Annotated in this window: 13 protein-coding genes; 11 read left to right on the top strand and 2 right to left on the bottom strand. The window is 60.7% G+C overall.

Translation table 11 applies throughout. The annotated features are described in order from the left end of the window. Positions 1–39: 39 nt before the first annotated feature. Positions 40–834 (top strand): helix-turn-helix domain-containing protein, encoded by a 795-nt coding sequence (locus HF949_RS04320; protein WP_292898466.1) that lies wholly within the window; start codon positions 40–42, stop codon positions 832–834. Between the two features lie 33 nt (positions 835–867). On the opposite strand, the gene HF949_RS04325 is transcribed toward HF949_RS04320, so the two are convergent. Beyond that, the gene (locus HF949_RS04325) at positions 868–2,076 is read right to left on the bottom strand and encodes a LysR family transcriptional regulator (protein ID WP_292898467.1); all 1,209 of its coding nucleotides are present in this window, start codon (positions 2,074–2,076) and stop codon (positions 868–870) included. A 177-nt stretch (positions 2,077–2,253) separates the two neighbouring features. On the opposite strand from HF949_RS04325, the gene HF949_RS04330 reads away from it, so the two are divergent. The 9 genes from HF949_RS04330 to HF949_RS04370 all read left to right on the top strand — a co-directional run bounded on the left by HF949_RS04330 (position 2,254) and on the right by HF949_RS04370 (position 11,328). After that, positions 2,254–2,988 (top strand): PIG-L deacetylase family protein, encoded by a 735-nt coding sequence (locus HF949_RS04330; protein ID WP_292898468.1) that lies wholly within the window; start codon positions 2,254–2,256, stop codon positions 2,986–2,988. 12 nt (positions 2,989–3,000) lie between these two features. Then, entirely contained in the window at positions 3,001–3,672 is a 672-nt protein-coding gene (locus HF949_RS04335) for a 4-carboxy-4-hydroxy-2-oxoadipate aldolase/oxaloacetate decarboxylase (protein ID WP_292898469.1), read from the top strand. Continuing rightward, positions 3,665–4,723 carry a 4-oxalomesaconate tautomerase gene (locus HF949_RS04340; protein ID WP_292898470.1) on the top strand — a complete coding sequence of 353 codons (1,059 nt, stop codon included), beginning with the start codon at positions 3,665–3,667 and terminating at the stop codon, positions 4,721–4,723. The genes HF949_RS04335 and HF949_RS04340 overlap by 8 nt, the downstream gene beginning before the upstream one ends. Continuing rightward, the gene (locus HF949_RS04345; RefSeq protein WP_292898471.1) at positions 4,720–5,613 is read left to right on the top strand and encodes an amidohydrolase family protein; all 894 of its coding nucleotides are present in this window, start codon (positions 4,720–4,722) and stop codon (positions 5,611–5,613) included. The genes HF949_RS04340 and HF949_RS04345 overlap by 4 nt, the downstream gene beginning before the upstream one ends. 49 nt (positions 5,614–5,662) lie before the next feature. Next, positions 5,663–6,676 (top strand): TRAP transporter substrate-binding protein, encoded by a 1,014-nt coding sequence (locus tag HF949_RS04350; protein WP_292898472.1) that lies wholly within the window; start codon positions 5,663–5,665, stop codon positions 6,674–6,676. A gap of 75 nt (positions 6,677–6,751) precedes the next feature. Beyond that, a complete protein-coding gene (locus tag HF949_RS04355; protein WP_292898473.1) occupies positions 6,752–7,756 on the top strand; it encodes a TRAP transporter substrate-binding protein in 1,005 nt (334 codons plus the stop codon). Between the two features lie 3 nt (positions 7,757–7,759). Continuing rightward, positions 7,760–8,272: a TRAP transporter small permease gene (locus tag HF949_RS04360; RefSeq protein WP_292898474.1), complete on the top strand. Its 513-nt coding sequence runs from the start codon at positions 7,760–7,762 to the stop codon at positions 8,270–8,272. Further along, the gene (locus HF949_RS04365) at positions 8,262–9,569 is read left to right on the top strand and encodes a TRAP transporter large permease (protein WP_292898475.1); all 1,308 of its coding nucleotides are present in this window, start codon (positions 8,262–8,264) and stop codon (positions 9,567–9,569) included. The genes HF949_RS04360 and HF949_RS04365 overlap by 11 nt, the downstream gene beginning before the upstream one ends. Before the next feature lies 1 nt (position 9,570). After that, positions 9,571–11,328, top strand: coding sequence for a thiamine pyrophosphate-requiring protein (locus HF949_RS04370; RefSeq protein ID WP_292898476.1), 1,758 nt, complete (start codon positions 9,571–9,573; stop codon positions 11,326–11,328). A 62-nt stretch (positions 11,329–11,390) separates the two neighbouring features. On the opposite strand, the gene HF949_RS04375 is transcribed toward HF949_RS04370, so the two are convergent. Further along, positions 11,391–12,182, bottom strand: coding sequence for an IclR family transcriptional regulator (locus HF949_RS04375; protein WP_292898477.1), 792 nt, complete (start codon positions 12,180–12,182; stop codon positions 11,391–11,393). Positions 12,183–12,375: 193 nt separating this feature from the next. Between HF949_RS04375 and HF949_RS04380 the strand changes: the two genes are divergently transcribed. Continuing rightward, complete coding sequence (locus HF949_RS04380) at positions 12,376–13,947, top strand: ABC transporter substrate-binding protein (RefSeq protein WP_366931307.1); 1,572 nt, start codon at positions 12,376–12,378, stop codon at positions 13,945–13,947. Positions 13,948–14,010: the final 63 nt, after the last annotated feature.

The following is a 14,010-nucleotide window of genomic DNA, read 5'->3' on the forward strand; positions in this document are numbered from 1 at the left end:
CCTTTTTTCTCGCCACGATCCGGCGGGCATGGAGCTGGTATGATCGATACTGATGAAAAGTCTGCGTCGACAGGCGTACGGTCTTTGTTGCGCGGGCTTGAGATTCTCATTGCTGTGAATGAAAATCCGCCTGCTACGATTACCCGGCTCGTGACACTCACCGGGCTGCCAAAAGCAACGGTGATCCGTCTCCTGGCTACGCTTAGATCTGCCGGGTATGTGCGCCAGAACAGCGATACCGGGGCTTATGAGCCTCTGCCGCAGGTGCGACGTCTGGCCAGCGCCATGATGGTCGAAAATCCATTTCTCACCGAGGCGCGGCAGCGGTTGAACGTTTTCGGTCTGCAGGTTGGCTGGCCATCCGATCTGCTGATGGCCGAGCCCGATGCGATGGTGACTGCAGCCTCCAACCGCGATACCTCTCCCATCCATCTGCGCCGCTTCGAGCAACGCCGCTTTCCGATTTTGGATTCGGCTGCCGGTCTGGCGTATCTGGCTGCGCTACCGCAAGGGGAACGGCTTGAGATTGTCAAACGGCAGTGCGCTGCACTTGATGATGGCGGCAACGTTCAACAGCGCGTGGATGTGACATTGCAGGCGATTACCGAAGTCGGCAATCAGGGCTTTTCGATGCACGATTACAATGCGCCGATGGCGGGCACGCGGGCGGTGGGTGTTGCGGTGGTGTCGCAGGGCCGGCCCGTCGGTGCACTGGTTCTGATCATTCTCAAGGGAGCGGTCACGGACGGACAGCTGCACGAGCAGTATCTGCCGGCGCTGCAAGAGTGTGCTGCGGGTCTTGGTGCCGCCTATCATCTGCACAAGGGTGTTTAGAGAGCGCTTTCAGATGTCTGACCGCAAGACGCGTCAGACCTCTGCCACGATCGTTCTCAGGTGCTCGAGCAGTCTTTGCTGCGGTACTGAAGGCATCCACCCTTCGCGCATTGTGATGCCGATCGAACGCTCGCTGCCTTCGAGCGGGTACGGGACCTCGGATAACAGCCCCAGCTTGATCTCATAGTCCACCTGACGGGCGGAGATAATGGTCAGCCGGTCGCTGTTCATCAGCAAACCGCGCAAGACCGTAAGGGACCCGGTCTCTATTGGGTGGGCGTCCTCATTCGGCCGGTTCAGCGCGGCGTAAAAACTGTCGAAATAGTCTCTGGCAGGCGCTCCGGCGCGCGGCGCGATCCATGGAAACGCGGCCAGGCTCCGGCGCGTTATCGATTGTCCGGACAACAATGGATGACCGCTTCGCCCAACGATGATCAACGGGTCCACAAAGAGCTCTTCCTGCACAAGCTCTGGCGGCAACTGAGCACGCCGAAGCGCTCCGATGATGATTTCGATATCGCCGTGTCGCAGCGCTTTCGACAGATCCGCATAGGGGGCGTCGACCACGGTGATATCAAGCATCGGGTACTCGTCGGTAAGCCGCATGAGCGCGCTAGGCAGGAGGCTGGTCTTTGCCAATGGAAGGCAGCCGATGGCAAAGCGTCCGGCGAAGCTGCCCTTCCAGCCCTGGATGTCGGCTCGGGCTTGCGCGAACTCTCCGAGCGCCAGCTTTGAGAGCCGTGAAAATTCCACTGCCTGGCGGGTGGGCTTTATGCCTGCGCTGGTGCGTTCGAACAGGGCGCAGTCCAGTTGCGCCTCGAGTTCGCGGCAGGACCGATGAACGGTCGATTGTTGCACGGCGAGTTGCTGTGCCCCCAGGCGGAAACTCTCGTGCTCGACAACCGCGATCAGGGCTCGCAACTGGCTGAGCGTGAAGCGTCGGTGCAGGTGTGGCGGCGGTCTGTTGGCGAAGCGCGCCGCATACTCGCCGGCGCGCCGTAGATAATGCGTGCCGCGGCCGATGCGCTTCAGATAGACCTCTCCCGGTTCCGTCGTCAGCATGCCCCGCCGCCGGTTGAACAGCTTTACGCCGAGTTGCGCCTCGACCTTGGCGATCCCCTGTGTCAGTGCCGGTTGCGACAGGTTCAGGTGGTCGCAGGCGCGCGTGATGCTGTGGGTCGCAGCGATCGCTTCCAGTGCCTGAAGGTGCTTCAGATTTGGGATGTCGGCGTATGGGTCCAATGCAGGCCTCCGGATGATGGGTCGGTGCATAACGCGCATCTTCCCATAGCGCGAAATAGAAATTGCGCAAAATGAATAGTTCATCGAGCCCGGGGCAACATTCAAATTGGCGGATGCGCCGCGAATGGCGCTAGCTTTGCGAGCTGAAAGACACAACAGCAAGGTAGTGATCGCCCAATGGCCCACGACAAGACCGCTCTCGTAATCAGTGCCCATTCAGCCGATTTCGTCTGGAGGGCGGGCGGCGCAATCGCGCTGCATGCAAAGCTTGGATACCAGGTGACGGTCGTCTGCCTGTCCTATGGAGAGCGTGGCGAATCCGCGAAGCTGTGGAAATCTGAGGGCATGACCCTCGACAAGGTCAAGGCCGAGCGTCGCCGCGAGGCCGAAAACGCTGCCCGGGCGCTCGATGTTCACGATATCCAATTCTTTGATCTGGGCGATTATCCGCTCGAGATCGATCGCGATGCGAAGTACAGGCTGGTCGACGTGATCCGCGCCGTGCAGCCCCGTTTCATGCTTAGCCACTCGCATTACGATCCGTACAATCTCGATCATTCGCATGCCACGAAGATCGCCATGGAATGCCGGATGATCGCGCAGGCCTGGGGACACAATCCCGGCGAAAAGGTGCTCGGTGCGCCGCAGCTTTATCTCTTCGAGCCGCACCAGACCGAGCAGATGGGCTGGAAGCCGGACACGTTCCTCGACATCACCGACGTCTGGGACAAGAAAATGCAGGCCATCGAATGCATGGAAGGCCAGGAACATCTCTGGCACTTCTACACGAATGTCGCCGAGAACCGCGGCAATCATTTTCGCCGCAACTCGGGAGGTCAGTCGGGCGGCCGCCCCGCCAAATACGCGGAGGGCTTCCAGTCTGTTTATCCGCGCACCATCGACGAACTGTAGGGGCCTTTCCGCATGAATGTCGTGGTACAGAATATCGAGCGTGTGGATCCGGCAATCGTCGAGGGGCTCGGCAGATGCGGCGTTTCCACGGTGCATGAGGCTCAGGGGCGCAAGGGGCTCCTCGCCTCCTACATGCGGCCGATCTATCCGGGCGTACGGCTGGCCGCCTCTGCCGTCACCATTTTGGCGCCGCCCTGTGACAACTGGATGGTGCATGTTGCCATCGAGCAGGTGCGGGCGGGTGACATTCTGGTTCTCGCAACCACATCTCCGTCCGACGCCGGTTATTTCGGCGATCTTCTGGCCACGTCGATGCAGGCGCGCGGTGGCGTAGGGCTGATCATCGATGCCGGCGTGCGCGATGTGCGCGACCTTACCGAGATGCGCTTCCCCGTGTGGTCGAAAGCGATCTGCGCTCAGGGGACGGTCAAAGAAACGCTTGGTTCGGTCAATGTTCCGGTCGTGTGCGCTGGCGAGCTTGTTCATCCGGGCGATGTCATCGTTGCCGATGATGACGGTGTTTGCGTGGTGCGGCATGCGGAAGCGGCAGACGTGCTTGCAAAGGCCCGCGAGCGCGAGGCGAACGAGGACGCCAAGCGCGCCCGGCTGGCTGCAGGCGAACTCGGCCTCGATCTTTATGAGATGCGCTCGCGCCTGGAGCAGAAGGGGCTGAAATATGTCTGACGGCGTGCGCTGCATGTGGATGCGCGGTGGTACCTCGCGGGGCGGGGTCTTCCTCGCCGCCGACCTGCCCGCTGACACGGCTGCGCGCGACGCGTTCCTGCTGGGTGTGATGGGGTCTCCCGACCCGCGTCAGATCGACGGACTTGGTGGAGGCGATCCGCTGACCTCGAAGGTCGCGATCGTTTCCCCGTCCACGCGTGACGATGCGGATGTCGATTATCTGTTTCTGCAGATATTCGTCGATCAGGCGCTGGTAACCGACGCGCAGGGCTGCGGCAACATGCTGGCCGCCGTCGGTCCTTTCGCTGTAGAGCGAGGTCTGGTGCGGGCATCGAACGGCGAGACGCGCGTCCGGATCTATATGGAGAACACGGGCAAGGTGGCGGTCGCGCGGGTTGCCACGCCTGGTCGGAAGGTGACCTATCGCGGCGCGGCGCGCATCGACGGCGTTCCCGGTTCGGCGGCGGCGGTGCCGCTCGAGTTCCTCGACGTCGCCGGTTCGAGCTGCGGCGCGCTGCTGCCGACAGGCAGGGTGCTCGACATGATCGACGGGGTCGCGGTGACCTGCATTGACAACGGCATGCCAGTGGTAGTGCTCACCGCCAGCGACATGGGCATCACCGGGTATGAGACACGCGAGGAGCTTGACGCCAACACTGCGCTCAAGGCGCGCCTTGAAACCATTCGTCTGATTGCTGGTCCGATGATGAATCTCGGTGATGTCTCGCAGAAATCTGTGCCGAAAATGACTATGGTTGCGCCGCCCCGCGGCGACGGAGCGATCACGACGCGGACATTCATCCCACATCGCTGCCATGCCTCGATTGGTGTCTTTGGCGCTGTCAGTGTCGCGACTGCCTGCCTCCTGCCCGGTGCGCCGGCCGCCGCTATCGCGGTGGTGCCGGAGGGCTTTGACAAGGTGCTCCTCATAGAGCATCCCTCTGGCGCGACCCCTGCGATCCTTACAGTCGACGGGGAGGGTGTGGTGACCGGAGCCGGTATGCTGCGCACGGCGCGCAAGCTTTTCGATGGCGAGGTGTTCGCCCAATGACGATGGAAAAGACGATCATGACGGCCGAACCCCCGACTTTTCACCCGAACCCCTCGAAGCCGGCCTATGTGCCACCTGCGGGCGCGGTCGACGCGCATTGCCATGTTTTCGGTCCCGCGGCACGCTTTCCTTATGCGCCGGAGCGGAAATACACGCCCACTGATGCGCCCAAGGAAATGCTTTTCTCCCTGCGCCGGCATCTTGGTTTCACGCGTAGCGTCATCGTCCAGGCGAGCTGTCATGGCAGGGATAATGCCGCGATGATCGATGCGCTGGAGGCGGAACCGGAGACCACACGCGGCGTTGCTGTCGTCGCCCCTTCCGTTTCTGACGAGGACTTGCAGATGATGGACCGCGCCGGCGTACGCGGCGTACGGTTCAATTTTCTGAAACGGCTGGTGGATACCGCGCCGCGTGACGACTTCCAGCGCATCGCCGAACGGGTGGCTGAACTCGGCTGGCACGTCGTCGTCTATTTCGAGATGCAGGACCTGCCAGAGCTCGAACCCTTTCTGCGCGGCCTTCCGACGACGGTGGTCGTCGACCATATGGGGCGGCCCGATGTAGCAGCGGGTGTCGATGCTGCGCCGTTCCGTGCCTTTGTCGATATGCTTGAAGACGAGAAGTTTTGGGTCAAGGTCGGCTGCCCCGAGCGTCTGACGGTCGAGGGACCACCCTATCACGATGTCGCGCCCTTCGCGCGCAATCTCGTCGAGACCTATTCCGACAGGGTGCTGTGGGGGACTGACTGGCCGCATCCGAACATGAAAAGTCACATTCCCGATGACGGATTGCTGGTCGATCTCATTCCCTCGATCGCCCCAACCCCCGACCTGCAACGCAAGCTGCTCGTCGCCAATCCCTCGCGCCTCTATTGGGGCGAGATGTAACGGCATATCGGTTGCCGGTCAGGCTGCCGTCAGGAGATTGAAATTGAGAATGCGTCGTTTAACAACTATCCGTCTTGCCCTTGCGGCTGCCTTTGGCCTCGGACTGGTGGCAGCCTCGTCTGCCGCGGAACTCCGGCTGGCGCATTTCATGTCGCCGATGCACCACATGCAGAAGCGCATGATGCAGCCCCTCGCGGACAAGCTTGCCTCCGAGACCGACGGCGAGGTGACGATCCGGATATTTCCTTCGGGCGAATTGAGCAAAAGTGGCGCAGCCCAGTGGAGAACGGCTTTAACCGGTGTTGCCGACATCACCTTCGGGCTACAGGGCTATACGAGCGAAACCTTCCCACGCACCATGTTTGCCGTCGCGCCGGGCCTGTTTCACTCCTCGGCTGAAGCGACGACGGCGATGTGGGAGACTATGGATGCGCTGGCACCCGACTACGAACGCGCCAAGCTGCTTGCCATGTGGGCGGCGGAACCGGCGATCCTCATGACCAAGGATGTGCCGATCCGCACTATGGAAGACATGCAAGGGCTGAAGATCCGCACTGCGGATCAGGTGGGCGCCGCCATCGTGCAGGCGCTCGGCGGAACGCCCGTGCCGCTGCCCGCCAGCGAAATGTATACGGCGATCGACACCGGTGTGATCGACGGCATCATGAGCGATGCCAGCACGATCGAATCCTTCAAGCTGCATGAAGTCGCCAACTACTTCACGGTAGGCCTGCCTTCCAGTACCTCCGCTTATTTCCTCGTGATGAACCGCCGCAGTTTCGAGCGCCTGACCGCTGACCAGCAGGCCACGCTCGATGCATTGACCGGTCGCGAACTCAGTATGACGGCGGCGGGGTCCTATGCCACCGAAGCGGCGCGCGGCCTCGACATGGTGCGCGCGGCCGGCAAAACGATCATTGAGGTCGAGCCGGCGGTGCTCGAGGATTTCCATGCCAAATCGGATGCCGTCATGCAGTCCATGCTCAAAACAGCGGAAGCCGCCGGCGTGGATGGAAAGGCAATTGTCGAGGGGTTGCGCAACAGCGTCTCGACGACGCGATAAGCAGATTCGACTGGCTGGCGGGAGGGAGCCCGCTGGTGGCGCATGGGGCGCCGGACAACAACAGGGAGGAACGACATGAGACGTGCAGCAGCAGGATTTGCCGGATTGCTCGGCCTGGCACTCGCCGCGATGGCGGGGAGCGTCAGCGCTACCGAGTTGAAGGTGTCGCATTTCATGAGCCCGATGCACCACATGCAGGCGCGGGTTCTGGAACCATGGACCAGGACACTGACCGAAGAGGCTGGTGGCGAACTGACCTTCCGCATCTTCCCGTCGGGTGAGTTGAGCAAGAGTCCGGTCGCACAATGGAAAACCGCGCTGACAGGGGTCACGGATATCGCGTTCGGGCTGCCTGGTTATACGACCGAGAATTTCCCGCGCACCATGCTGGCTGTATCGCCCGGCATGTTCGAAACAGCGGCCGAGGCAACCAACGCCATCTGGGACAATATCGAAGATATCGCGCCGGATTATGAGCGTGCCAAACTGCTTGCGCTGTGGGGCAGCGAGCCGGCTGTACTGATGACCCGCAACAAGCCGGTCAAAACGCTGGCCGATGTGAAAGGCCTCAAGATCCGCACCGCCGATCAGGTTTCGGCGGCGATCATCGAAGCCTGGGGTGGGACGCCGGTCCCGCTGCCCGCGAGCGAGATCTACACCGCAATGGATACCGGCGTGATCGACGGGCTGTTCATCGATCCGAGCGGCGTTCCCTCTTTCCGCCTCGACGAGGTGGTCAACCATGTGACTCTTGGGCTGCCAACCCCGTCGTCGGCGTTCTTCCTGGTGATGAACCAGAATGCCTGGAATGGACTCAGCGAAGCCCAGAAAGCGGAGCTGGACAATCTTAGCGGCCGGCAACTCAGCCTGGATTCCGCAGCCTCCTACGCGAAGGAGGCCGAGCACGGCATGGACATTCTGAAGAAAGCCGACAAAGAGATCATTATGCTCGATGCCGAGGCGCAGGCAGAATTTGTCGCGGCGACCAAGTCCGTTAGCGACAAGCTCGTTGCCGAAGCTGAGGGGCGTGGCGTGGAAAACGCCGCCGACATTGCAGCAGCTCTCGACAACAAAAAATAGGTCATGACGACGATGATGCGTGCAAAGGAAACTAGACCGACGGTCGCCAGCCGTCTGGCGGACGGGTTCGGTCTTCTGGGCGGGATAGCGATCCTGTTTCTGGCCGGACTGGTCTTTTGTGATGTGGTCGGGCGAACACTGGGGTCACCGATTTTCGGTGCACGCGATATCATGGTGATGACGCTGGCGGTAATCGCCGCCAGCGGTTTTGCGAGCGGGGCGACACATGGAATTCATATTGCCATCGACGCCCTGCAGAATTTTCTGCCCCCCTGGCTAAGACGCGGTCAGCTGCTGCTGGCTGACTTCATCAGTTTAGCATTTCTCGCGATTCTCTCATGGCGCAGCTTCGTGGGTGGAATGGAAGCCGGGGATTTCGGTGAGCGGACGATGCTCCTGTCGTTTCCGCATGCTCCGTTCTACTTCACCCTGTCGTTCGGCCTGGGCCTTTATGCGCTTGTGGTTGCGTTCGATATCATCAAACAATTGAAGTCGGTGAGCAACGATGCCGAATGAACTCTATGGCCTGCTGGGCATCGTCGGCCTTGCGGTCCTCCTGATCCTGCGTGTTCCGGTTGCGCTCGCCATCGGCACGGTCGGTTTTGTGGGCATCACGGCGCTGAGCGGCGCCAACACCGCGTTCTACATGGCGTCGTCGGAAGCGTTCGCTACTGTCACGCAATACGAACTCGTCGTCATTCCACTGTTCGTTCTGATGGGCAACATTGCCAGCGCATCGGGGCTCAGCCGTGACCTCTACGATGCGGCCTTCGCCTGGATCGGCCGGCTGCGTGGCGGTCTCGCCTCGGCCACGGTGGTCGGCTGCGCGGGTTTCTCCGCCCTCAGCGGCTCGTCCATCGCTTCGGCCGTTACGATGGGACGTGTGGCCCTGCCGGAAATGAAGCGCTTTGCCTACTCCGATGCGCTGGCGACCGGGTCGGTGGCGGCCGGTGGCACCCTCGGCATCCTGATTCCGCCGTCGACCGGATTTATCATCTATGCAACGCTGACCGAGCAGTCGATCGGCCGTCTGTTCATGGCCGGCATCCTTCCGGGCATCCTGCTTACCACACTGTTCGTCGTTGCGATCTATATTGTCACGTTGCTCCGCCCGGCCGATGGGCCGGCCGGGGAGCCATTCACCTTAAAGGAGAGCATTCGCGCTGGCCTGCGTGCGTCGCTGATCGGTGGCATTATCGTCATTACCATCGGCGGCATCTATCTTGGCTTCTTTACCCCCGCAGAAGCCGCCGGCATCGGAGCGGTACTGACGTTGTTCGTCTCGTTCTTCCGCGGGCGGCTAAGCCTTGCGCAGTGGAAGAACGTGCTAATGCAGACTGTTCGTACCACGTCGATGGTATTCCTGATCCTCGTCGGCGCCAACATTTTCGCACCCTTTCTGGCGTTGAGCGACCTTCCGCACTTCATCAGCCAGGGGCTGACAGCTCTTGATGTCGGTCCCTACGGAGTGCTGTTCCTGATCCTGGCGGCATACATCATCCTCGGAACGTTTCTTGAGGGCCTGTCGCTGCTGGTCATCAGCCTGCCGATCGTCTTCCCCGCCATCATTGCTGCCGGCTTCGATCCGATCTGGTTCGGCGTCATCGCAGTGATCGTTCTTGAAATGGGGCTGATCTCGCCACCAGTCGGACTCAATGTCTTTGTCGTCGCCAGTATCGCCGACAACGTGCCGCTGTCGACGGTGTTTCGGGGGATCATTCCGTTCTGGATCGCGATGGCGGTCTGCACGGTCCTGCTGATCCTGTTTCCATCGATCGCCCTCTATATCCCGCAAACAATGATGGGAAACTAGCGTGACCGCGATTTCGCCGGTTCATTGCAACGTTTCCGCCAAAGCAAAGACTGCCTTCATGACCGATGCACTCGACAATCCAACAGGCGCCGATGCGGTGCTGTTCAGTCTCAAAGCCAACGGTGTTGACTATCTCTTCGCCAATGCCGGCAGCGATTTTGCGCCGATTATCGAGAGCTACGCCCGGCGTGGCGAGGATGGAAAACGCGCGCCGAAGCCGGTGATCGTCCCACATGAGGCGGCGCTGGTTGCTATGGCGCACGGCTACTATCTGGTTACCGGACGGCCACAGGCGGCCATGGTGCATGTCAATGTGGGGTTGGCCAACGCCGTCATGGGGCTGATCAACGCTCATGCCGACGACGTGCCCCTGATCATGATGTCCGGCCGCACGCCGCTTACCGAGCATGACCGGCCGGGCGCGCGCCGCACGCCGATCCAGTACGGGCAGGAACAGTTCGATCAGAGTGGCATGGTGTGCGAACTGGTCAAATGGAATTACGAGCTGCGCTATGCCGAGAACGCCGCCAACCTCGTATCGCGCGGTTACGCCATTGCCATGTCGGAGCCGGTTGGAGCGGTTTATCTGAGCCTTCCGCGGGAGCCGCTGTGCGAGCCCGCGCCAGCGCTGGGGGAGGGGAACGCGCCACTCCAGGTGGCGGCCAGCCCTACCGCTCCTGATCCACAGGCCATCGAACAGGCAGCCGCCTGGCTGGCGACTGCGAAGAACCCGCTTATCATTTGCCAGCGCGGCGATCCGGCGGGCAAGGTGGCGGCTCTTCTGGGAGCCCTGGCGGAGCGGCACGGCATTGCTGTCAGCGAAGTGTTTGCCACACGCAACGTCATGCCGAGCGATCATCCGATGCTCGTTGGTCCCAATCTGGCTGAGTTGCTGCCGGCTGCTGATGTCGTACTCGTTGTTGATGCGCCCGTTGCCTGGATTGAAAGTGCAGCGCAGCCGGCTGAGATGGCCAAGGTGATCCATGTTGGTCCTGATCCGCTGTTCGCGCGCATGCCGGTGCGCTCTTACCGCACTTCTCTTGCCATCGCGGGCAATACCGCACGCATCCTTGCTGCCCTGGACACTGCTCTGGATGCGCACCCGCCAGCAACGCGTATCCGGCGCGAAGCCGCGGTTGCCGACCATGAGGCCTACCGCGCAAGGGTGACAAAAACGGCTGAGGCGGGAAGTCGCGGAGCGGCCAGCAAGGCATGGGTCGCGCACTGCGTCTCCGAGATTCTAGGGGACGAAGGTATCGTCTTCAACGAAAGAGGAGCTCCCTCTCCCTTCTACACACTAAAGGCCGGCAACCGGTTTTTCGGCAACACGCCGGCAGGCGGTCTTGGCTGGGCGCTGCCCGCGGCATTGGGCGCTCAACTTGCTGACCGGGAACGTTTGGTCGTTTGTGTGGTCGGTGACGGCTCGTATATGTTCGCAAACCCCGTTGTTTGCCACCAGGTTGCAGAAGCTCACGATCTGCCACTGCTTACGGTGATACTCAACAATGGTGCCTGGGACGCTGTCAGGCTGTCGACACTGGAAGTCTACCCGGAAGGGTATGCCTCTCGCGCCAATGAGGTGCCGCTTTCCGACTTGTCTCCTGCACCCGACTACTGCGCGGTTGCCGCTGGTTCACGCGCCTGGACCTGTGTGGTGGAGGAAGCCGGAGAATTGCCCGCCGCCCTCGCTAGAGCAGTCGCGGTTGTTCGCGACGAGCAGCGGCAGGTGGTAATTGATGTGCGCGTGCGAGCCGAGTGACGGAGCGCGACCCCATTTTATCATACGTCTTTGACGGAGTGGATAAGCTCTGGCAGCGATGCCTAGGTCGGGAGATTATCCCTCCCACCTCGAATACCGTCCTCATCCGTCCACCCCAAAGCGCGGGATAGCCGCGCCGCCGATGATGTCGTCAGTCGGATAATGTGCTCCAGCTCGGATTCCTGAATCCTGAACGCAGGAGCCACCACATGCACCGTCGCCACGACCGAATTGTCCAGAGTAAAGACGGGGGCAGCGCACGAAACCTGATGGTCGCTCACCTCACCGCGACTGATACAAAAGCCCTGGCGGCGGATCCGCGTGAGCTCCGCGAGGATTGCCTTGCGGGAACGTGGCGTGTTTGCAGTGAGCGCGACGGGTCTCAACGGGACGCATTTATCGATGAATGCCTGTGACTGGAACGCCAGCAGGCATTTGGGCGATCCCGCGTAGAGGGGGCGACGACGCCCCACATTCGCGTGCACCCTCAGATCCCGTGAAGGCTCGGCCTTTGCGACGCACAGGGCTTCCATGCCGTCGATCGTCCGCAACTGTACGGTCTCGTTCACCCGCTGGCACAGCTCCTCGAGAATGGGCGTTGCAAGACGGATCATATCCGTTTGCGAACTGGCGGTGATTCCCAGAACCAGCATGGCGTCACCAAGACCATAAGCGCCATCTTTCGTCCGTTTGACGATCTGACGTTGTTCCATTGTGTGCAACAATCGATAGGCACGTGACTTGTTGAGGCCTGTTTTCCGCGCAAGATCCGTGACGCCGATATTCGGTCTCCGAGCGACTTCCATAAGAAGGTCTAAGGCCTTATCAACTGATTCTACTATATAATTTTGCATAGCGCTCTTAATCGAAGTCGATCTCTTTCAGGGCATTTTACGTGTTTTATCTGTCGAAACAAGCTCAGAATAAGTTTGACAGCCTCGTTCGAGCGACTGTTTACTCAGGCCTGTTGAAGAACACGCAGTTCAAAAATCACGGCCGCTCACAGGCTGCCGCGAAACAACCAGGGGGAAGAGATTGACCAAATACATGACCCGGCGGAATTTTCATGCTTCAGTGATCGCGCTGATCGTCGCTGGCGCCATTCCCGCATCTGCGCAGGAGGTCACGCTTTCAATCGGCATGGCTGCGCCCATCACCTCGCTTGATCCGCATGAGGATTCCAATTCACCGAACAACGCCACCAGCCGCCACATTTGGGACAGCCTGATCAATCGCGGCGGTTCGGCGGAAAACAAGCCCCAGCTCGCAACGGAGTGGGAGGTCGTCGACGACACGCACTGGCGCTTCACACTTCGGGAGGGCGTTACCTTTCACGACGGCTCGTCTTTTGACGCTGAAGATGTTGTGGCTTCGCTCATCAGGGCCCGGGACAAGGAAAGCCAGGCTTTCGCTTCCTACACCCGCAATATCGCCAATGTGACTGCCGAAGACGATCACACCGTTGTGGTTGAAACAACGGTTCCGGATCCGATGATTCTGAATTCGCTGAGCCGTATCCGCATCATCAGCTCGGAGTTTGCCGACGCGCCCGTCTCCGAATTCGAGAATGGCCCCGCAGCCGTTGGCACCGGTCCCTTCAAGCTGGTCTCCTACACACCGGGTGACCGGATCGAGTTGGAGCGGAATGACGAATATTTCGCCGGACCGGCGGATTGGTCCCGTGTGACCCTGCGCCTTGTGCCCGATGATGGCGGCCGTCTCGCGTCCCTTCTGGCTGGCGATCTGGATCTGATAGAGAACCTTCCTGCAGAGGGTGTGGCCCGCGTCGAATCCAATGATGATCTGAAGGTCATCCGCGGTCAGTCCACCCGCCTCGTTTATCTTGGTATGGATGTTTCGCGCGATCAAACACCCTTTGCCACCGCGAAGGATGGGTCGCCGCTGGACAGCAACCCCTTCAAGGATGCTCGCGTACGCAAGGCGCTGCTGATGGCCATGAATCGAGAGGCCATCGTTGATCGCGTCATGCAGAAGAACGGCACGGTTGCCCATCAATTCGTCGCCGAAGGCTTTTTCGGACATTCCGACGAGGTTGAGGAAGTCGGCTACGACCCGGAGGCTGCAAAGGCGTTGCTGGCCGAAGCTGGTTATCCGGACGGCTTTGCCCTTACCATTCACGGCCCGTCCGGGCGCTATGTGAATGATAGCGAAGTCTTGCAGGCCGCAGGCCAGATGTTCTCCCGCATCGGCATCGACACCAAGGTGGAAGTGATGCCGTGGTCGGTCTATTCAGGCAAATATTCCGATGGCGAGTATTCGCTCTTCCTTGGCTCCTGGGGCGTGAACACCGGAGAAGTCTCCAATCCGGCGCTGGCTCTTGTGGCAGCACGGAACGCTGACAAGGGCACCGGACGCTACAATGGCGGAGGCATCGATGTTCCCGCGATCAATGAACTCCTGGATCAGGCGACGTCCACGCTCGATGAAGAGGCACGAGAGCCTCTCCTTCAGAAAGTCTCGGCGGCGACATTCAACGATGTCTGGCTGTTGCCGATGCACTACGAGAATGTGGTGATGGGCGCGAAGAACGGCATCGAGTTCAAGCCGCGCGGAGACAAATACACGCTCGCTTATGAAGTGCACAAAGCAGGCGAGTGATGCACACTTTGCGGGAGGCGCCTGGATCGCCTCCCGCATACCTCTCCCAAAATAGGGCGTTCC

This window comes from Nitratireductor sp., assembly GCF_017794765.1.
Lineage (GTDB): Bacteria > Pseudomonadota > Alphaproteobacteria > Rhizobiales > Rhizobiaceae > Nitratireductor.